Origin of the sequence: Nocardiopsis quinghaiensis (assembly GCF_008638365.1) — a bacterium.
Lineage (GTDB): Bacteria > Actinomycetota > Actinomycetes > Streptosporangiales > Streptosporangiaceae > Nocardiopsis > Nocardiopsis quinghaiensis.
The window spans coordinates 35313-55578 of record NZ_VWVU01000038.1 but is presented as its reverse complement, the minus strand read 5'-3'; the positions used below and the strand labels follow the sequence as shown (position 1 = coordinate 55578).

Below are 20266 nucleotides of genomic sequence, written 5' to 3'. Positions count from 1 at the left end.
GTCACACACCTCCGGTCAGGGTGATGCCGCCGTCCAGGACGAGTGTGCGGCCGGTGACCCACGCGGCGTCGTCGGAGAGCAGGAAGGAGACCGCCCCCGCGACGTCCTCGGGTACGCCCAGGCGGCCCAGGGGGTACTGGGCGGCGACCTTCTCCTCGCGGCCCTCGTAGAGCGCGGCGGCGAACTTGGTCTTGACCACGGCCGGGGCGACGCCGTTCACGCGGATGCCGGGGCCCAGCTCGACGGCCAGTTCCTCGGTGATGTGGATGAGCATCGCCTTGGTGGCGCCGTAGAAGCCGATGCCGGGGGAGGGCTTGGTCCCGGCGACGGAGGAGACGTTGACGACGGCGCCGCCGTGCTCGGCCATCCAGGCATGGTAGGCCTTCTGCGTCCACGAGATCGCCGACAGGGCGTTGACCTCGAAGATCTTGCGGGCCGCGTCCAGGTCCAGGTCGACCATCCGCCCGTAGACCGGGTTGATGCCGGTGTTGTTGACGAACATGTCGACGCTGCCGAAGGCCTCCAGGGTGGCGGCGATCGCCGCGTCCTGGTGCTCGGGGTCGTCGGCCCGTCCGGGGACGCCGATGGCGTGCTCGGGGCCGCCCAGGGCCTTCACGGCCTCCTCCAGGGGCTCGGGCTTGCGCGCGGTGACGCACACGCGCGCGCCCTCGTCGACGAGTCGCTGGGCGATGGCCAGGCCGATGCCCCGGCTCGCACCGGTGACGATGGCGGTCCGGCCGCCGAACCGGGAAGTCATTCCGTTCTCCTTAAACCGACTGGTCGGTATGCATGGCGACTCTATGTCCCGGAAGGTGCGCGCCGCAAGGGGCGGGGGGCGCGCCGACGCGCGACAATGACGGCGCGGGCCAACGACGTCTTACCACGGACCGACGAATGAGGGTGGACATGGCAGCCGAAGTGGTCGACGCACGAGACCAGAGACGCTACGAGATCAGGGACGAGGGGGAGATGGCCGGGTTCGCCGCGTACATCCTCACCGGGGAGCTCATCACCCTCACCCACACCGAGATCGACCCGGCCCACGAGGGAAAGGGGCTGGGCGGAACGCTGGTCCGCGGGGCCCTGGACGACGCCCGCTCACGGGACCTGGCGGTGCTCCCGCTGTGCCCCTTCGTCAAGGGCTGGATCCAGCGTCACCCCGACTACTCCGATCTGGTCTACCACGCTCCCCACGACTAGGGAGTGTGCTCTGGAAGGCCTTCGGGTCGGCGAGCGGCCGTCCAGGCGACCTCTCGCGAGACGATGTGCGAAGTTCGGCCTGGTCGTGCTTCACGAGCGCGGAGGCGTAGCGAGAGGCAGCCTGTGGGTACCGACCACGGACGCCGGGTGGGCTTCGGAGTCCTCGCCTCACCGGAGAGCGGCTCCCCGCGGGACCTGTGGGCGCTGCTGCCCGTGGTCGAGCACGGCGGGCTGGAGTCCGTCGGCGTTCAGGATCATCCCTACCAGCGCCGGCACCCGGGGACACCTGGAGCCTGATGGCCACCGCCCGGATCGACGGGGCCGCGGCCGGCCTCGGCCCCGTCGATCCGGGCGTGTGCACAGCGTGCCGGGCACCATCACCGACGGCGCGTCCACCGGCTTCCTGCGGGGCCCGCGGAGCGGTGGGTGGAGCAGTCGGCCGAACCGGACATATGCGGATCTACGTCGTCAAGGTGATGCTTGTCCGGTTAACGGGTCAAGCAGTGGGATCGAGGGTCAGCTTGCCGATGGTCCCCCGCGAGCGCAGCGCCTCGTGCGCCCGGGCGGCCTCCGCGAGGGGGTAGGACCCGCCCAGGACCGTCCGGAGGTGCCCCTCGGCCACCAGGGTGAACAGCTCGGCCATCGCCCGGTCCATCACGTTGCCCGGCAGCGTCCACACGTGCGGCAGCCACATGCCGCCCACCGTGGTGGAGAAGCGCATGAGGTTGGGAAGCTGTACCGGGCTGGGCGTCTCGCGCGAGGCCATCCCGTAGAAGGCCAGGCGGCCGAAGGGGGCCAGGGCCCGCACGCTCTGGTCGGTGACCCGGCCGCCGACCATGTCCAGGACGGCGGCCACGCGCTGGCCGCCGTTGGCCCCGACCAGGGCCTCGGTCATGTCGGGTGCGGAGGAGTCCACGACGGCGTCCGCGCCCAACTCCAGGGCCAGCGCGCGCTTCTCCTCGCTGCTGGCCACGGCGATGACCCGCCCGGCGCCGAACCGCTTGGCCAGCTGGACGGCGAGGGTGCCCACGCCGCCGCCCGCCGCGTGCACCACGACCGACTCGCCCGGGTCCATCCGCACGGACTTGCGCAGCAGCACCCAGGCGGTGGCCCCCTGCACCAGCAGGGCGAGGGCGTCCTCGTCCGAGACCCCGTCGGGGATGTCGAAGCACATGTTGGGATCGGCGGTGGCCTTCTCGGCGTAGCCGCCGCTGGTGGCCAGGGCGACGACGCGGCGGCCGTCGGAGGTGCGCCCGGCGATCTCCATGCCGGGGACCAGGGGCAGGGACGCGGGGGACAGGTAGCTGTTCTCGGCCTGGTGCGTGTCGGCGAAGTTGATGCCGACGCGGGTGACGTCGACGAGGAACTCGCCGGGTCCCGGTTCGGGGTCGGGCAGTTCGGTGGGGGTGAGGACCTCGGGTCCACCGAACTCGGTGATCTGGATGGCGCGCATGGCGACCCTTCGTTCGTACGTTCAAACCGACCGGATGGTATGTTACCGGCCGGAAACCGGTGGAGTGGGCCGCCGTTCCGCGGGAGTGCCGAGGAACGGCCCGCCGTGCCGGGGAGCGGCTGACGGTTTCCCGGCGCGGCGGGGGATCCCCGGGTCTTGCGCCTGTTTACCTAACGTTGTTAGGTGGGAGTGTCGCGAACCGATCGGGAGGACGCACGTGGACGCCGAGCGTACAGTGAAGACAACGGCCGGACGGGTCCGGGGCACCGCATCGCCGCGCTCGGAGAGCGGTGAGATCACCGTCTACCGGGGCGTCCCCTACGCCGCCGCCCCCTTCGGCGAACACCGCTTCGCCGCCCCCGCGCCCGCCTCCGGCTGGGACGGCGTCCGCGACTGCACCTCCTTCGGCCCGCCGCCCCCGCAGGGCAACCAGCTCCTCGGCGCCGCGCCCTGGGACCCGGAGATGTCCCTGGACTGCCTGTCCCTCAACGTGTGGACCGCCGCCCGCGAGGGCGACCGGGCGCCCGTGCTCGTGTGGATCCACGGCGGCGCCTACATCGTCGGCGCCGCCTCCGAGCTCACCTACGACGGCACCAGGCTGGCCGAGAGCGGCCTCGTCGTGGTCGGGATCAACTACCGGCTGGGCTTCGAGGGCTTCGGCCACGTGCCCGGCCGGCCCGACAACCGCGGCCTGCTCGACCAGGCCGCCGCGCTGCGGTGGGTGCGGGAGAACGTCGCCGCCTTCGGCGGAGACCCCGACAACGTGACGGTGGCGGGCGAGTCCGCCGGCGCCGGTTCGGTGGTGTCCCTCATGGCCTCCCCGACCGCCCGGGGGCTCTTCCGGCGGGCGGTCGCGCACAGCGTCCCCGGCGACATGCTCACCGTGGACACCGCGCGGTCCGTCTCCGAGCGGATCGCCGGGGCCGCCGGAGTCCCGCTGGAGGTCGGGGCGCTGGCCGCGCTGCCGCCGGAGAGGCTGCTGGAGGCCATCGACATCGTGCTGGCCCACTCCCCGTCGAAGAGGTCCGGGGGAGTGCGCACCCAGCCCTTCACCTGCTTCGCGCCCGTGGTCGGCGGGCCCGAGCTGCCCGAGGCCCCGCTGGAGGCGGTGGCACGCGGCGCCGCCGCCGGGGTGGACCTGCTCATCGGCCACAACGCCCACGAGTACCGGCTGTTCACCGAGCTGGGGCAGAGCGTGGAGATCGACGGTGAGTCCGACCTGGCGGTGACCGCCTCCCGGCTCGGGCTGGGCGAGGACGCGGTGGCCGCCTACCGCGAGGTGCACCCGGGGGCCACCCTGCGCGAGTTGTACGCCGCGATCCAGGGCGACGCCCTGTTCGCCGAGTACACCGTGCGCTTCGCCGAGGCCCACGCCGCGGCCGGGGGCCGCGCCCACTTCTTCCGCCTGGCCGCGGAGAGCCCCGCCATGCAGGGACGGCTGGGCGCGTGCCACGCCTTCGACCTGCCGTTCGCGTTCGGCAACCTGGACACCGACTTCGGGAGGTTCCTGCTCGACGGCGAGCCCGACGAGGCGCACCGGGCGCTGTCGGGCCGCATGGTCGCGGCCTGGCGTGACTTCGCCGCCGCCGGCGATCCGGGATGGCCCGCCGTGAGCGCCGACGCCACCGCGGTCAAGGTGTGGAACACCGAGGACCTGCTGCACGCCGGCGACCCCTCGCCCGTGCGTGCCCTGTGGTCCGGTGTGGCCATCGCCCCCAAGTAGGCGTGCGGCCCCGGTGGGGCGGTCCACGGGCGGTAACCGGGCCTCACCCGGCCCGGGGAGGGGGAACCGGGCCCGCCCTCGCTGCGCCCCGTCTGGTGAGGCGCTGATCGGGACGTCGGCGCCGATCCGCCCCGACGACTTCCCCGGAGCCGGTGCCGGAGGTAAAAGTTTGGGAAATCCCCCGTTCTGGCCGGACCGGGCGGGAGAGGTGAGCGCCCCACGGGTAGGGGCGGGTGGCGTTGGTTCTTGGTGTGCGCCGAAGAGGCGATCTCCCAGGGGACGGGCGCGGCCACCGGAGAACACCATCCCACCGGAGGTGAACGATGACCACGAACGTCTTCGTCCTGGGACTCGACGAGCAGAACCACGAGGTCCTGCTCTCACTGCCCGACGAACGCGGCTACCGCTTCCTCCCCCTGCTCGGCCTCGACGAGCTCGGCCAGGACCGGGAGGTGGACATGCCCGGCCTGCTCGCCCTGGCGACCGAGAGGCTGGACTCCTTCGAGGGCACGGTCGACGCGATCCTCGGCTTCTGGGACTTCCCGGTCAGCTCGCTGGTGCCGCTGCTCGGCCGGGAGCGGGGACTGCCGTGCGCGCCCCTGGACGCCGTCGTCCGGTGCGAGCACAAGTACTGGAGCCGCCTGGAACAGCGGGCCGTCATCCCCGAGGCCGTCCCCCGGTTCGCCGAGGTCGATCTTGAGGACACGGCCAAACCGGAGGGGCTGTCCTACCCGTTGTGGGTCAAACCGGTGAAGTCCTTCTCCTCCGAGCTGGCCTTCCGAGTCACCGACGACACCGGGTTCGGCGAGGCGATGGAGGAGATCAGGGCGGGTGCCGGACGCCTCGGCGAGCCCTTCCAGTGGGTGATGGACCGGGTACGGCTGCCTCCGGCGGTCGCCGAGGCCGGGGGCACGGCCGCAATGGTCGAGGAGGAGGCCACGGGTGACCAGCTCACCGTCGAGGGCTACGTCCGTGACGGCGTTCCCCACGTCTACGGGATCGTCGACTCCCCCTGCTATCCGGGCACATCGAGCTTTCTGCGCTTCGAGTACCCCTCCGCCGTACCCGAGGAGGTCGTCGACCGCCTGACCGATCTGACCGAGCGCGTGATCTCCCGGGTCGGACTGGACGACGTCACCTTCAACATCGAGTACTTCCACGACCCGCGGAGCGGCGCCATCAGGCTCCTGGAGATCAATCCGCGGCACTCCCAGTCACACGCCAGGCTGTTCGAACTCGTGCGCGGGGTGTCCAACCACGAGATCGGCCTGAGGCTCGCCCTGGGGGAGGAGCCCGAGCTGGAACGCGACGGGGGGTACGCGGTGGCCGCCAAGTGGTTCCTGCGCCGCTTCCGCGACGGCTTCGTCTCGGCGGTGCCCACCGAGGAGGACATCGCGCGCGCGGAGGAGAAGGTGCCGGGCACGAAGGTGGAGGTCGTCGTGAGCCGGGGCCAGCGGCTCTCCGACCTGTCCATCCAGGACAGCTACAGCTTCGACCTGGCCCACGTGTTCGTGGGAGCGGGGGACAGCGCGGAGTGCGAGCGCAGGTACCGGGCCTGCGTGGAGGAGTTGCCCTTCACGATCCGGGACACCGGCGAAGAGGACTGAGTACAGAGAGGAGCCGGTGACGATGAGAACCGTCAGCGATCTTCCGAACGACGTCCGTGAGGACGAGTACGTCCAGATCCCGCTCAGTGACGGCGTCCGGCTCGCCGCACGGATCTGGCGCCCGGTGGGGAGCGAGGAGGACCCGGTACCGGCGGTCCTGGAGTTCATCCCGTACCGCAGGCGCGACCTGACGGCGCAACGCGATTCGATACACCACCCCTACATGGCCGGACACGGGTACGCGTGCGCCCGCGTGGACCTGCGCGGCAGCGGCGACTCCGAGGGGGTGCTCACCGACGAGTACCTGGAACGCGAGCTCCTGGACTCCGAGGAGGTGCTCGCCTGGCTCGCCGACCAGCCCTGGTGCGACGGCCGCACCGGCATGATGGGCATCTCCTGGGGCGGGTTCAACGCCCTGCAGGTCGCCGCGCGGCGGCCCGAGAGCCTGCGCGCGATCATGACGGCCTGCTCCACCGACGACCGGTACTCCGACGACGTGCACTTCATGGGCGGGTGCCTGCTGGGGGACAACCTGTCCTGGGCCTCCACGATGTTCGCCTACAACTCCTGCCCGCCCGATCCGGCCCTGGTCGGTGGGCAGTGGCGGAAGATGTGGCACGAGCGGTTGGAGCACAGCGGCCTGTGGCTCGACACCTGGCTGCGGCACCAGCACCGGGACGGGTACTGGAAGCACGGTTCGGTGATCGAGGACCTGGGCGCGATCCAGGTGCCCGTCATGGCCGTCAGCGGTTGGGCCGACGGCTACTCCAACTCGGTCTTCCGGCTGTTGGCGGGGCTGGGGGTTCCCTGCCTCGGACTGCTGGGCCCCTGGTCGCACAAGTACCCGCACCTGGGCCAGCCCGGCCCCGCCATCGACTTCCTCCGGGAGCTGGTGCGCTGGTGGGACCGCTGGCTCAAGGGCATCGACAACGACGTGATGGAGGCACCCGCCCTGCGGGCCTGGATGCAGGAGAGCGTGGTTCCTTCCACCGCCTACGAGGAGCGGCCGGGGCGCTGGGTCGGTGAGCGGGAGTGGCCGTCACCGAACGTCGTGTTCGAGTCACGCTCGCTGGGGTCCGGGCGGGTGCTCGGAGAGGGGGAGCCGGAGAGGAGGGAGGACGCCCTGACCCTGTCCTCCCCGCTGTCCACCGGACAGCACGCGGGCAAGTGGTGCTCCTACAACGCTCCTCCGGACCTGCCCTACGACCAGCGCGAGGACGACGGCGGCTCCATCGTCTTCGACAGCGTGCCGCTCACCGAACGGGTGGAGATCCTCGGCTCCGCGGTGGTCGACCTCGAACTCGCCGTGGACCAGCCCGACGCGATGGTCGCGGTGCGGCTGTGCGACGTCACGCCCAAGGGACAGGCCACGCGTGTGACCTACGGGCTGTTGAACCTCACCCACGCCAACGGTCATGAGAGGCCGGAGAAGCTGGTGCCCGGGCGCAGGTACCGTGTCTCGGTCCCCCTCAACGGTGTGGCGCAGGCGTTCCCGCCCGGACACCGGTTGAGGGTCTCGGTCTCCACCTCCTACTGGCCGCTCGTGTGGCCCTCGCCCGAGCCGGTGACCCTCTCCGTGTTCCAGGGGGAGCACACCCGCGTACACCTTCCGGTACGCCCTGTCGAAAGCGGGGACGACGGGCGTGGGGTGGCGCCCTTCGGCGAACCCGAGGGCACCGCCCCCGTCACGACGAGCCGGATCGAGCAGGGCGAGGAGCGGTGGGACCTGGCCCAGAACCTCGTGAACTACGAGGCCTCGCTGAACGTGGTCAAGGACCTGGGGACGGTGTGCTTCGACGACATCGGACTGGAGGTGACCCGGCGCGCGGAGGAGCACTACGGCCGGGTCGGCGACGACCACGACTCGGTCCGGGGCGAGACGGCGTGGACGATGGGCTTCGCCCGCGGCGACTGGTCCGTGCGGACCGAGACCCGTACGACGCTCACCTCCACGGCGACCGACTTCCACCTGCACGCGACGCTCGACGCCTACGAGGGCACGAGGCGCGTGGCCACGAAGATCTACACCTCGGTGATCCCCAGGGACCGCGTCTGATCCCGGCTGGGCCCCACCGTCCGCTGACGAGGAGCGGGCCCCGGACGTGGCACGTGTCCGGGGCCCGGACGGGTACGGGAGGAGCGGGTACTACTTGCCCAGGCCCGCGCGGCGCAGCGCCTCGGCCATGGCGCCCGACGGTGCCGCGTCGCCGCGGCCACCGCGTCCGCCGCCGTCGCCCCGACGGCCGTTGCCGTTGCCGCGACGGCGGTCGCCCCCACCGCCACCGCGGTCGCCGCGTTCCTGACGGCCGCCCCTGCCGCCGCCGGAGGGGGCCTCGTCGTCCAGGCGCATGGTCAGCGAGACGCGCTTGCGCGGGATGTCGACGTCCTGGACCTTGACCCTGACGATGTCGCCCGGCTTGACCACCTCGCGCGGGTCCTCCACGAACTTGTGCGAGAGCGCCGAGACGTGCACCAGGCCGTCCTGGTGGACGCCCACGTCCACGAACGCGCCGAAGGCCGCCACGTTGGTGACCACGCCCTCCAGGATCATGCCCTGGTCCAGGTCCTCCAGCTTCTCCACACCCTCCTTGAAGGTGGCGGTGGTGAAGGCCGGCCGCGGGTCGCGGCCGGGCTTGTCCAGTTCGGCGAGGATGTCGCTGACCGTCGGCAGGCCGAACGTGTCGTCCACGAAGTCCTCGGGACGCACCCGCGACAGCACGTCCTTGTCGCCGATGAGCGAGGGCAGGTCGGTCCCCACCCGGTCCAGGATGCGCCGCACCACGGGGTAGGCCTCCGGGTGCACCGCCGAGGCGTCCAGCGGGTCGTCGCCGCCGGGCACGCGCAGGAAGCCCGCGCACTGCTCGAAGGCCTTGGGCCCCAGACGCGGCACCGAGTGCAGCTCCTTACGGACGCGGAACGGGCCGTTGGCGTCGCGGTGCGCGACGATGTTGCGCGCCAGGGTGGAGGTCACGCCCGAGACCCGGGTCAGCAGCGGAACCGACGCGGTGTTGACGTCCACGCCCACGCCGTTCACACAGTCCTCGACGACGGCGTCCAGCGAGCGCGACAGCTTGGCCTCGGCCAGGTCGTGCTGGTACTGGCCCACGCCGATCGACTTGGGGTCGATCTTGACCAGCTCGGCCAGCGGGTCCTGCAGACGTCGGGCGATGGAGGCGGCGCCGCGCAGTGACACGTCCAGGTCCGGTAGCTCCTCGGAGGCGTAGGCCGAGGCCGAGTACACCGACGCGCCCGCCTCCGACACCATCACCTTGGTGAGCTTGAGCTCGGGGTGGCGTTTGATCAGGTCGGCGGCGAGCTTGTCCGTCTCACGGGAGGCGGTGCCGTTGCCGATGGCGACCAGTTCCACGGAGTGGGCGGCGCACAGCCTGGCCAGGCTGTCGATGGAGCCTTCCCAGTCGCGTCGGGGCACGTGCGGGTAGACCGTGTCGGTGGCCACGACCTTGCCGGTGGCGTCGGTGACCGCGACCTTGACACCGGTGCGCAGCCCCGGGTCCAGGCCGAGGGTGGTGCGGCTCCCGGCGGGGGCGGCCAGCAGCAGGTCGCGCAGGTTGGCGGCGAACACGTTCACGCCGTCGTCCTCGGCCCGCTGCCACAGCCGCATGCGCACGTCGATGTCCAGCCGCACCATGATGCGGGTGCGCCAGGCCCAGCGCACGGTGTCCTGGATCCAGCGGTCGGCGGGCCGGCCGCGGTCCACGATCCCGAATTGGTGGGCGATGGCGTTCTCGTAGGTGCTGCGGGGCGTGGTGCCGTCGGGGTTCTGGGCGGGGGGCTCCTCCGGCTCCAGGGTGAGGGTGAGGACCTCCTCCTTCTCGCCCCGGTACATGGCCAGGACGCGGTGGGAGGGAACGTGGGTGAGGGCCTCGGAGAAGTCGAAGTAGTCGGCGAACTTGGCGCCCGCCTCCTCCTTGCCCTCGCGGACGGCCGAGACCAGGCGGCCCCTCTCCCACAGCCGCTCGCGCAGGAGCCCGGTGAGGTCGGCGTCCTCGGCGAAGCGCTCCACCAGGATGGCGCGGGCCCCGTCCAGGGCGGCCTTGGTGTCGGCCACGCCCCCGGAGGGGTCGACGTAGGCGGCGGCGGTCTCCTGCGGGTCCAGACCGGGGTCGGCCAGCAGCGCCTCGGCCAGCGGTTCGAGCCCGGCCTCGCGTGCGGTCTGGGCCTTGGTGCGCCGCTTGGGCTTGTAGGGGAGGTAGATGTCCTCCAGACGGGCCTTGGAGTCGGCCGCGTTGACGCGGGCCTCCAACTCCTCGTCCAGCTTGCCCTGGGAGCGGATCGACTCCAGGATCGCGGTGCGGCGTTCGGCCAGTTCCCGCAGGTAGCGCAGGCGCTCCTCCAGGGCACGCAGCTGGACGTCGTCCAGCGCGCCGGTGGCCTCCTTGCGGTAACGGGCGATGAAGGGCACGGTCGATCCGCTGTCGAGGAGCTCGATCGTCGCGGTGACCTGGTGCGCGCCCACGCCGAGCTCCTCGGCGATGCGCTGGTCGATCGTGGGTGTCGCAGGGGTCGTCACTGGTTCAACGTCCACTCTCTGGCTGTTCGGTGCGGGGACATTCTGGTGTCGGGGGAGGACATTGTCATCCCGGCGGGTCCCGTGTTCCAGGTTCCCGCATCGTGGCGCTGGTCGCGTACGGGTCCGCGGTGTCCGTGGGTCCGGGGCCTGGACGGGGCGGTTCCGCAAAGGCGGCGGGTACGGCACCGCCGTGCGGAGGGCGGGTTTTTGCGGTCGTAGGGGAGGAGGTCCGGGGCAGGCGGTGCTTCGGACACCCGTCCTCGGACTCCCCATCCCAGGAAAGCGGAAAGGGCCGGTCGGCGGTAGCCCCTGTGGACGACCGCGCGGCGGCCCCTCGCGCTCGTGGCGGAAGGTGACGGATCCCGGGTCAGCCGTCGGTCTCGTTCAGGTAGTCGGGGGCGTAGTACTCGTCGAGGGGGAGCGGGCCCCGGTAGCCCTGGCACATGCACTGGCGGTAGGTGGAGCTGGACTGCCCGGTCCAGCGGCCGGGGATGACCACCTGGGTCTGGCACCTCTTGGTCTGCTGGTCGTGGAAGACCAGGTGGTGTCCGCACCCGCAGAGCGGCTGGGGGTTCTGCCGGCCGCCCAGGGCCCTGGCCTGTTCCCGTCTGTGCTGCTGTTCGAGAGCCTCCCGCGCCTGGCGCTTGGTCACCAGGCGGCCGAACAGGAACCCGCCGAGCGCGATCGTGGCTCCCAGGACCATGGAGACCGGGTCCATCCGGCGACACCTCATTCCTCATCCGCGACCCGCCCCGGAGCCCGGGGCTTGCCCCCATTGTCGCCCATGGCGGGCTTTCGGTCTCGGGACGGTCGAAAATGCGCACTTAGCTACCCAGGGCAGTGGACCTGCTTCTCCAGGTGGCGAGAAGAAAGCTTTGCATGCAGAAATTTGCAAAGAAAACTTTGTAATACGGTGGTGCCATCTTCCCGATCCCCAGGAGACCGAGATGGCAACAGACCCCTTCTCCGCCGCCACCGCACCACCGCGCGAAGAGCGCCTCGGGAGGGCCTTCCACCGCTTCTGGACGGCCGGGACCCTCACCAACCTCGGCGACGGCACGCTCGCCACCGCGCTGCCGCTGATCGCCGCCACCCTGACCCACGACCCACTCGCCGTCGCGGGCCTGACGGTGGCACGCTTCCTGCCCTGGCTGCTGGTCGCCCCCTTCACGGGCGTGCTGCTCGACCGGGTCGACCGCCTGCGCGCCATGACGGCCTCCAGCGCGGTCGCCGCGGTGGCCGTCGCGCTCCTCGCCGTGGCGGTCGCCACCGGCCAGGCCACGGTCTGGGCCATGTACGCGACGCTGTTCGTGGTGATCTGCTGCGAGACGGTCACCGATCCGGTCACCCGGATCACCGTCTCCCGCCTCGTGCCGGGTCGGCTGCTCGACCGGGCCAACGGCAGGCTGGAGGGCGGTCGCCTGGTCGCCCAGGAGTGCCTGGCCGCTCCCGTGGCCGGGGTGCTCTTCGCCGTCGCCGCCGTCCTGCCCGTGGCCGGGGCGGCGGTGTCCTACGGCCTGTGCGCCGTGCTCGTACTGACCGTCGTCGCGATGCTGCGGCGCACCCCCTCCCTGGTCGCCGCGTCCGAGGACACGGGGAAGACCGAACCTGACCAGGGGACCCTGCGCTCGCTTCGGGAGGGCCTCGGCTACGTCTTCGGTCAACCGCTGATGCGGGCCCTGATGCTCAACAACGCCGGGATCATGATCGGCGTGCAGATGGCCACCGCCGTGCTGGTGCTCCACGCCCAGGAGGTGCTGGGCGTCCCCGCGGCCCTGTACGGGCTCTTCGTCTCCTCGATCGCCGTCGGCGGTGTCCTGGGGTCGGTGTCGGCCTCTCGACTCGTCGCGCGCATCGGCCGCAGGGCGGTCATGATGGGCGGATACCTGGGGATGGGGGCGTGTCTGCTCATGGTCGGCCTGCTGCCCCACGCCTGGGCCGCCGCCGTCGTGTGGAGCCTGCTGGGCCTGTGCATGACGGTCTCCAACGTCGCCGGCTCGCTGTTCTTCCAGACCGTGGTCCCCTCCCGTCTGCGCGGCCGCACCAGCTCCGCCAGCCGCATGCTCGGCTGGGGCCTGGCCCCGAGCGGTGCGCTCCTGGGCGGGCTGCTGGGCCGGATCGACCTGGCCCTGCCCTTCCTCGTCGGCGGGTTGGTCATGGTGGTCACACCCCTGGTCTTCCACAGGGCCGTCGCCGAGTGCGCCCGGCTGTCCGACGAGGCCGCCGCGGAGCTGGCCGCCGACCAGGACCGCTGACCCCGCCCGCGACGCTGTCGCCGGAGGACACCCATGCCCACGAAGCAAAGCAAACTTTGCAGAGGACTGATTGTGGAAGGTCCCGCGCAGTACGGTGACGCCATGAACGACGATCCCGACGCGGCCCCCGAGTCCCAGGAACAGCTGCAGATCGACGCCCGGGCCCTGCGGGGCCTGGCCCACCCGCTGCGCGCCCGCCTCCTGGAGGAGCTCCGGCTCAACGGTCCGGCCACCGCCACCATCCTGGGCCGGCGCCTGGGGGAGAGCAGCGGTGCCACCAGCTACCACCTGCGGCAGCTCTCCCGTTACGGGTTCATCGACAACGAACCCGGGCACACGGGCGGACGCGAGCGCTGGTGGCGGGTCCGGCCCGGCGGCTGGAGCATGCGTGGGCACGAGTTCCTCAGCGACCCGGAGACCCGGCTCATCGCCCAGAGCGTCCTGAACCGCTACTACCAGCAGCGGCGGGAGCGGTTCGACCAGTGGACCGCGGCGGTGTCGGAGACCCCCGACGCTCCCGCGGTGCGGCGGTGGAAGGACGCCGCCACCGACTCCGTCAGCGTCGCCCGGCTGACCCCCGAGGAGACCGTGGAGTTCGCCGGGAGGCTCCACGACTTCCTCCGGTCCTGGAGCGGGCGCCTCCAGGGGCGGACCCCCGAGAGCCACCCCGGCACCGAGAGCGTCGAGATCCAGGTCAACATCTTCCCCGTCCTGCCCGAAACCGAGGACAGGACGGACGGGGGCCCCTCACCGGAGGGATGACCGCCCCGACGCCGGTCAGGCCCCGCGCAGCTTCTTCAGGGTGGCCACGTCGGCGGAGTGCGGACCGGCCGGGCCCGGGGTCTCCAGGATGAGCGGCACCCCGGCGCTCACCGGGTGACGGAACAGCTCCCCGAACGGTTCCGCCCCGATGTATCCGGCGCCGATGTTCTCGTGCCGGTCCTTGCAGCTGCCGCACGCGGCCTTGGAGTCGTTGCAGTGCACGACCTTCAGCCGGTCGGCGCCGACCACCTCGCCGAAGCGGTCCAGGGCCGTGCGCATGCCCTCCGCCGTGGAGACGTCGTGCCCGGCGGCGAACATGTGCGCGGTGTCCAGGCACACGCCCACGCGCGGGTGCCACTCCAGCACCTCCAGGTAGGCGGCCAGGTCGTCGATGGTCGCGCACAGGACCTGGCCCTGCCCGGCCATCGGCTCCAGCAGCACCGGCGGGACGTCCTCGCCCAGCTCCTCCAGCAGCGGCATCAGCCGCTCGCGGGTGCGCGAGAGCCCCGTCTCCCGACCGCCCGAGACGGCCGAACCGGTGTGCACCACCACGCCCAGCGCGCCGATCTCGGCCGAGCGGCGCAGCGCGTGCTCCAGTGAGCGCACCGACTTCTCCGCCGTCTCCTCGCCGGGGGTGCCCAGGTTGATCAGGTAGGGGGAGTGCACGAACACGGGCAGGTCGGTGCGCTCGCGCATCAGCGCGTCCTGTGCGGGGTCGCCCGCGCTGGTCGCCCATCCGCGCGGGTTGGACACGAACACCTGGACGGTCTCGGCGCCGATCTCCTCGGCGTAGGCCAGCCCCTTGGTGGCCATGCCACCCGCGACCGGGACGTGCGCGCCGACCGGGGACGGTGGCCGCCGCTGCTCACTGTTCCTCATCGACCAAAGCCTAGAGGCCGCGTGGAGCGGCCCGTCCGTGCCGGTGACCACACCGGTCCGCTCCCGTGCGAACACGTCACCGGCGGGCAGGGAGGGCGCTAGTCTCGTGGCCGTGAACACCGAGACCGCGCACCCCACACTGTCCGATGTGACCACCGCCTTCGAGCAGGTCTATCCGCCCGCGTGGGCCGCCTCCTGGGACGCGGTCGGACTCGTGGCGGGCGACCCCGTCCAGCCGGTCGCGCGGATCCTGTTCGCCGTCGACCCGGTCGACGCGGTCGTCGACGAGGCCCTCACCTGGGGCGCCGACCTGATCATCACCCACCACCCGCTGATGCTGCGCGGCGTCACCAGCGTGGCCGCCAGTACTCCCAAGGGGCGGATCGTGCACCGGCTCATCCGCTCCGGGACCGCCCTGTACACCGCGCACACCAACGCCGACACCGCCTCGCCCGGGGTGTCCGACGCCCTGGCCCGCGCCGTCGGCCTCACCGGGCCGCTGCGCCCCCTGGATCCCGACGCCACCGATCCCGAGGGGCGCCGCGGTATCGGCAGGGTCGGCGTCCTGGAGCGGCCGGTGGTGCTGCGCGAGTTCGCCGGGCAGGTGGCGCGGGCACTGCCCGCCACCGCCGCCGGGATCCGCGTCGCCGGGGACACGGACCGCCTCGTGACCACCGTCGCGGTGTCCGGGGGCGCGGGAGACTCCCTGCTCGGCGCCGCCCGGGCCGCCGGGGTGGACGTCTTCGTCACCTCCGACCTGCGCCACCACCCCGCCTCGGAGTTCGTGGAGGAGCCGGGTGGTCCCGCCCTGATCGACACCGCCCACTTCGCCAGCGAGTGGCCCTGGCTGGCCGACGGCGCCGACCGCCTGGCCGAGGCGCTCGGGCGCACGGTCGGTCCCGATGGGGCTAACGTGGAGATCCGCGTCTCTACGACGGTGACGGACGCCTGGTCACAGGCCGTCTCACACGTCTGAGAGCCCGCCGCCTCGCACGGGGCGGTCCGACCAACTGCACAGAGTAGGGCGCGGGCGGCATCCTCGCCTTCCCCAGCCACCCCAGGAGACGTCACACGTGAAAGCCGAACCCGCAGCACAGGCCAGACTGCTCGACCTCCAGGAGTTGGACACCGATCTCCATCGCCTGGAGCACCGCGCGCGGAACCTGCCGGAGGTAGCCGAGGCGGACCGGCTCAAGGAGCGGGTGGACCAGATCGACAGCGAGCTGGTCTCCGCCCAGACCAAGGCCTCCGACGTCGCACGCCAGCAGCGTAAGGCCGAGAGCGATGTCGACCAGGTGCGCTCCCGCTCCGACCGGGACACCAAGCGTCTGGAGTCGGGACAGATCACCAACGCCAAGGAGCTGCAGAACCTGCAGTCGGAGATCGTCTCGCTGGGCCGTCGTCAGGCCGAGCTGGAGGAGGTCGTCCTGGAGGTGATGGAGCGCGCGGAGGAGCTCAACGCCGAGGTGGTCCGCCTGACCGCCGAGCGGGAGCGGACCGTGGCCGAGTACACCGAGGTGGTCGCCCGTCGCGACACCGCGGCGGCCGGTATCCAGTGGGATCGTGCCCGCGTGGTCGAGAACCGTGCCCGCGTGGTCGAGGACGTCCCCGCCGACCTGCTGGCGCTCTACGACAAGCTGCGCGCCCAGTACGACGGCGTGGGCGCGGCGCCGCTGCGCTACGGCCGCTGCGGAGGCTGCAAGCTGGCTCTGAGCACCGTCGAGCTCAACGAGATCAAGGCCGCCCCCGCCGACACCGTCGTGCGCTGCGAGGACTGCCGCCGCATCCTGGTCCGCACCGAGGAGTCGGGTCTGGGCAGCCAGGACGCGCGGTGAGCACCGTCTGGGGGACGCACGACACCACGCCGACCCGGCTCCTCCTGCTGCGGCACGGGCAGACGCCGTTGTCGGTGGAGCGCCGCTTCGCGGGGCGGGGCGACATCCCGCTGACCGAGGACGGGCACGCGCAGGCCAAGGCGGCGGCCCACCGCCTGGCCTCGCGCGCGATCGACGCGGTGGTCTCCTCGCCGCTGCTGCGGACCAGGGACACCGCCGCCCACGCCGCCGAGGCGCTCGGGCTGCCGGTCGAGATCGACGAGGGCTTCGTCGAGACCGACTTCGGGGTCTGGGAGGGGATGACGTTCGCCGAGGCCAGGGCCGAGGCCCCGGCCGAGGTCGACCGGTGGCTGGCCGACCCTGAGACGGCTCCGCCCGGCGGGGAGAGCTTCGCGGAGGTGGCCCGGAGGGTGGCCGCCGCCAGGGACGCCCTGGTCGAGCGTTACCGGGGGCGTACCGTCCTGGTGGTCTCGCACGTGACACCCATCAAGGTGGTGGTGCAGCAGGCCGTGCTCGCACCGCTGGACGCGCTGTACCGGATGCACCTGGACACCGCGTGCCTGAACGAGGTGGACGTGTTCTCCGACGGCCCCATGGTGGTGCGCTCACTCAACGACACCGCCCACCTGGACTGAGGTTCCGGGAGGGAATCAGGGCTCCCGCCAGGGCGTAGGATGAGGAGCGAGGGGAGTCGGCCAGGCGGCCGCGGACCGCGCCAGGTGCGCGGGTTCGAGGAAAGTCCGGACTCCACAGGGCAGGGTGGTCGGTAACACCGACCCGGGGTGACCCGCGGGACAGTGCCACAGAAAGCAGACCGCCACCGCTCGCGGTGGTAAGGGTGAAACGGTGGTGTAAGAGACCACCAGCGGCCGGAGTGATCCGGTCGGCTTGGTAAACCCCACCCGGAGCAAGGTCAAAAAGGGAACCCCAGGGTTCCCGCGCGGATGTTCGAGGGCGGCCCGCCCGAGTCCGCGGGTAGACCGCACCGAGGCCGTCGGCAACGGCGGTCCCAGATGGATGGTCGCCCGGTCCCCCGGGACCGACAGAATCCGGCTTACCGGCCGACTCCCCCTCCTCCGAGTCTCTGAACTGCGCCGCGGCGAGCGAGAGTCGGCCGTGTTTGCTCCCTGTCTGCTCCGGTGGACCAGCCGGGGAGCGCGGGGGACCGGTCGCCCCGCGCCCCGCCCGGGTAGGGGACAGGCTGTCGTCGAGGGCCTCCGCGGGCATCGGCGCGGGGCGCGCCGCACGGCTACACCCCTACAGCCCGGTGGTGATGGCCTCCTGCCCTCGCGCACCGATAGATTGGCCCTGCGCTCCCCACCCCGGGCGAGTTCCGGAGCGTGTACGCCCGTGGACCGACGTCCGGGGTCGACGGCCCACGGGTATCCGCGTTCACGGGAATGGGTGACTCTTGTTCGAATCCACCACTTTCTGGGTGGCTCTCTTCGGCCTGCCGGTCCTGGCCATCGTGGTGATCATCCTGCTCGCCTCCTACCAGGCCTCGGGTGTTCAGCAGGATGGACGCGACGACGCGCCCGAGGACGACTCGTCCAGTAGCTGATCGCCCTCGTTCGCACCCGGCCTCGGCCGGGGCACCGGCTCGTTCACGCCCTGGGCGTCCCGCACGGGCGCGAACTCACCCGTCCGGGCGTCCAGAAGGTGTACCCTCGCCGTCTCCAGGTCGTAGTACATTCCCGACAGCTCCAGCTCGCCCGACTCCACCCGCTCGCGCACCACCGGGTACCCCATGAGGTTGCCGATCTGCTCCTCCACGTTGGCCTGGGCCAGGCGGCGCAGCGCCTCGGCGGTCGGCAGGCCCGCCAGAGCACCGGACTCCTCGCCCGCGCGCACCAGGCTCCCCGCGCCGTTGGCCAGCCACCGGCACATGTGCGAGGTCCCCGCCTCACCCGGCTCCAGGTGCGCCTTCTCCAGCAGCGCCGTCATCGCCCCGCAGTGCGAGTGGCCGCACACCACGATCGAGGGCACCCGCAGGACGTTCACCGCGTACTCGATCGCCGCGCCCACCGACCCGTCGCCCGGAGCCTCCCACGGCGGCACGAGGTTGCCGAGGTTGCGGATCGTGAACAGGTCGCCGGGCCCGCTCGCGGTGATCACGTTGGGCACCACCCGTGAGTCGGCGCAGGTGACGAACAGAGCGGTCGGATGCTGGCCGTGTGACAGGCGGTTCGTCACCGACCGCATCCGGTCGGCCGTGCTGGAGTGGTACTCGCGGGCGCCGGCGGCCAGCAGACCCAGCGGGTTGACCTCCCGGCCGGCGTCACCGCGCATGTCCCAGGGCGCCCACCAGCGGGCCAGGCCCCCGGGCCCGGTCTTGCCCGCGGGCGCTGACAACGTGGAGTTGCGCGCGTACCAGTTCTCGTGGACCTCGTCGATGTCGACGCTGCCGCCGGTGCGCTCGTGGTCCACCCTCCAGGCGTGGATGGCCTCGAAGGCGGCGTGGTCCATGAAGTCCACGTTCAGGTCCAGGTCGACCCGCGCGCCCTCGGGGACGGTGCGCAGCACGTGTGCGAGCCGGGGAACGCCCAGGAAGGTGAGCGAGCCGTGCACGGTGACGTGCACGCGGTCGGCGCGTTCCTCGGTGGTCACCGTCAGTTTGGTGAGCCTGCGCAGGGACACGATCATGGCCAGCGCGAAACCGATGGACACTCCTTCCAGCAGTCCCAGGAAGACCACGCTGATCAGGGTCACCAGGTAGACGCTGCCCTCGTGGTGGCGGCGCAGGTCGCGCAGGTGGGCGACCGAGACCATCCGTACGCCGATGAACACCAGCAGCGCGGCCAGCGCGGGCATCGGGATCAGCTCGACCACGTTCGCGAACAGTGCGACGAACAGCAGGATCCACACCCCGTGCAGGACGGTCGAGAGCGGGGTACGGCCCCCCGCGCGCACGTTGGTGGTGCTGCGCACGATCACACCGGCGACGGGCAGTCCGCCCAGTGCGCCGCTGATGGTGTTGGCCACGCCCTGTCCGCACAGCTCACGGTTGAGCATGACCCGGCGCCCGCTGTGCAGCCGGTCCACGGCGATCGCGGCGAGCAGCGACTCGACGCTGGCGACCATGGCCACGGCGGCCACGCCCACGGCCACGCCGTGCCACTGCCCGGGCCCTGGCAGCAACGGGCCGTTCCAGGCGCCGGCGAGTGAGTCGGGAAGGACGACGGTCTCCATCTGCCAGCGGCTCGTGGTGGCGATGACGGTCGCGGTGCCCACCGCCACCAGGGCCGCGGGCACCACGGCGGGCCGGAACCGCCCCAGGGAGGGCAGCCTGTTCCAGGTGAACATGATCGCGATGGTGATCACGCCGACCGCGACCGCCGGGGTGTGGTTGTGCGCGATCTGGTCGGGCAGGTCGGTGATGTTGGCCAGCGCCGAGCTCTGCGGCTCCCCGCCCAGGACCACGTGCAGTTGGGCCAGGGCGATGGTGACCCCGACCCCGGCGAGCATGCCGTGCACCACGGCGGGGGAGACGGCCAAGGCGGCCCGGGCGATGCGGAAGGCGCCCAGGGCGAGCTGGACCAGTCCGGCCAGCAGGGTGATCAGGCAGGTGACCCGCCAACCGTGGGTCATGATCAGGTCGGCGACGATGATGGTCAGACCGGCGGCGGGGCCGCTGACCTGGACCATCGATCCGCCGACCAGTCCGGCGACGACTCCGCCGACGACGGCGGCGATGATCCCGGCGACGAGCGGGGCGCCGGAGGCGACGGCGATCCCCAGGGACAGGGGAACGGCGACCAGGAAGACCACGAACGAGGCGCCGACGTCGGCGGCGACCCTTCCGCGGTCGAGGCGGGGCCCGGATACGGCCGCCGTGGCGGGCGGCCTCTCGGGTGCGGCTCCCTGGGCGTCGTTGCGCATGGTTACTCCGTTCGGGTTGGACCAGGCAGGTGGTGCGTGGGCGCTCGGGGACGGCGGTGTCCGGGCTGGGGGCGCTCGTGGAGGCGAGAGGGCGAGCGAACCCGGAGAGTTCCCTGTTGATTACCAATTGTAGTCAATCTTC

General features: G+C 71.8%; 17 protein-coding genes and 1 other RNA gene. 12 read left to right on the top strand and 6 right to left on the bottom strand.

The window, feature by feature from the left end; all coding sequences use genetic code 11:
- Position 1: 1 nt before the first annotated feature.
- Positions 2-757, bottom strand: a complete 756-nt coding sequence (locus FYX01_RS25040; protein ID WP_150246024.1) for an SDR family oxidoreductase — start codon at positions 755-757, stop codon at positions 2-4.
- A gap of 149 nt (positions 758-906) precedes the next feature.
- Between FYX01_RS25040 and FYX01_RS25035 the strand changes: the two genes are divergently transcribed.
- Positions 907-1200: a GNAT family N-acetyltransferase gene (locus FYX01_RS25035; protein WP_150246021.1), complete on the top strand. Its 294-nt coding sequence runs from the start codon at positions 907-909 to the stop codon at positions 1198-1200.
- A 123-nt stretch (positions 1201-1323) separates the two neighbouring features.
- On the top strand, positions 1324-1497 hold the full coding sequence (locus FYX01_RS26390; RefSeq protein WP_190394480.1) for a hypothetical protein: 174 nt from the start codon (positions 1324-1326) through the stop codon (positions 1495-1497).
- Between the two features lie 199 nt (positions 1498-1696).
- Here the strand turns inward: FYX01_RS26390 and FYX01_RS25030 are convergent, their stop codons facing one another.
- Complete coding sequence (locus FYX01_RS25030) at positions 1697-2653, bottom strand: quinone oxidoreductase family protein (protein WP_150246019.1); 957 nt, start codon at positions 2651-2653, stop codon at positions 1697-1699.
- A 217-nt stretch (positions 2654-2870) separates the two neighbouring features.
- Here FYX01_RS25030 and FYX01_RS25025 point away from each other — a divergent pair, with 217 nt between their 5' ends.
- The 3 genes from FYX01_RS25025 to FYX01_RS25015 all read left to right on the top strand — a co-directional run bounded on the left by FYX01_RS25025 (position 2871) and on the right by FYX01_RS25015 (position 8039).
- Entirely contained in the window at positions 2871-4376 is a 1506-nt protein-coding gene (locus FYX01_RS25025; RefSeq protein WP_150246016.1) for a carboxylesterase/lipase family protein, read from the top strand.
- A 323-nt stretch (positions 4377-4699) separates the two neighbouring features.
- Positions 4700-5983: an ATP-grasp domain-containing protein gene (locus FYX01_RS25020; RefSeq protein ID WP_150246012.1), complete on the top strand. Its 1284-nt coding sequence runs from the start codon at positions 4700-4702 to the stop codon at positions 5981-5983.
- Positions 5984-6005: 22 nt separating this feature from the next.
- Positions 6006-8039: a CocE/NonD family hydrolase gene (locus tag FYX01_RS25015; RefSeq protein WP_150246009.1), complete on the top strand. Its 2034-nt coding sequence runs from the start codon at positions 6006-6008 to the stop codon at positions 8037-8039.
- Positions 8040-8129: 90 nt separating this feature from the next.
- On the opposite strand, the gene FYX01_RS25010 is transcribed toward FYX01_RS25015, so the two are convergent.
- Together FYX01_RS25010 and FYX01_RS25005 are read right to left on the bottom strand one after the other, a co-directional pair.
- Positions 8130-10514, bottom strand: coding sequence for a Tex family protein (locus FYX01_RS25010; RefSeq protein WP_150246004.1), 2385 nt, complete (start codon positions 10512-10514; stop codon positions 8130-8132).
- A gap of 367 nt (positions 10515-10881) precedes the next feature.
- On the bottom strand, positions 10882-11232 hold the full coding sequence (locus FYX01_RS25005) for a hypothetical protein (RefSeq protein WP_150245997.1): 351 nt from the start codon (positions 11230-11232) through the stop codon (positions 10882-10884).
- 229 nt (positions 11233-11461) lie between these two features.
- Between FYX01_RS25005 and FYX01_RS25000 the strand changes: the two genes are divergently transcribed.
- Both FYX01_RS25000 and FYX01_RS24995 read left to right on the top strand, forming a co-directional pair.
- Positions 11462-12769, top strand: a complete 1308-nt coding sequence (locus FYX01_RS25000; protein WP_150245994.1) for an MFS transporter — start codon at positions 11462-11464, stop codon at positions 12767-12769.
- 102 nt (positions 12770-12871) lie between these two features.
- Complete coding sequence (locus tag FYX01_RS24995) at positions 12872-13531, top strand: ArsR/SmtB family transcription factor (protein ID WP_150245991.1); 660 nt, start codon at positions 12872-12874, stop codon at positions 13529-13531.
- Positions 13532-13546: 15 nt separating this feature from the next.
- Here the strand turns inward: FYX01_RS24995 and FYX01_RS24990 are convergent, their stop codons facing one another.
- Positions 13547-14410 (bottom strand): deoxyribonuclease IV, encoded by an 864-nt coding sequence (locus FYX01_RS24990; protein ID WP_150245988.1) that lies wholly within the window; start codon positions 14408-14410, stop codon positions 13547-13549.
- Between the two features lie 106 nt (positions 14411-14516).
- Between FYX01_RS24990 and FYX01_RS24985 the strand changes: the two genes are divergently transcribed.
- The 5 genes from FYX01_RS24985 to FYX01_RS26385 all read left to right on the top strand — a co-directional run bounded on the left by FYX01_RS24985 (position 14517) and on the right by FYX01_RS26385 (position 17806).
- A complete protein-coding gene (locus FYX01_RS24985) occupies positions 14517-15386 on the top strand; it encodes a Nif3-like dinuclear metal center hexameric protein (RefSeq protein ID WP_190394479.1) in 870 nt (289 codons plus the stop codon).
- Positions 15387-15483: 97 nt separating this feature from the next.
- Positions 15484-16245, top strand: coding sequence for a zinc ribbon domain-containing protein (locus FYX01_RS24980; protein WP_150245982.1), 762 nt, complete (start codon positions 15484-15486; stop codon positions 16243-16245).
- Positions 16242-16880 carry a histidine phosphatase family protein gene (locus FYX01_RS24975; protein ID WP_150245979.1) on the top strand — a complete coding sequence of 213 codons (639 nt, stop codon included), beginning with the start codon at positions 16242-16244 and terminating at the stop codon, positions 16878-16880. Before FYX01_RS24980 ends, FYX01_RS24975 begins: the two co-directional genes overlap by 4 nt.
- 52 nt (positions 16881-16932) lie before the next feature.
- Positions 16933-17318, top strand: an RNA gene (gene rnpB / locus FYX01_RS24970) — RNase P RNA component class A.
- A 338-nt stretch (positions 17319-17656) separates the two neighbouring features.
- On the top strand, positions 17657-17806 hold the full coding sequence (locus FYX01_RS26385; RefSeq protein ID WP_170293640.1) for a hypothetical protein: 150 nt from the start codon (positions 17657-17659) through the stop codon (positions 17804-17806).
- On the opposite strand, the gene FYX01_RS24965 is transcribed toward FYX01_RS26385, so the two are convergent.
- Positions 17755-20124 (bottom strand): SulP family inorganic anion transporter, encoded by a 2370-nt coding sequence (locus FYX01_RS24965; protein ID WP_150245976.1) that lies wholly within the window; start codon positions 20122-20124, stop codon positions 17755-17757. The genes FYX01_RS26385 and FYX01_RS24965 overlap by 52 nt on opposite strands.
- Between the last annotated feature and the right edge of the window lie 142 nt (positions 20125-20266).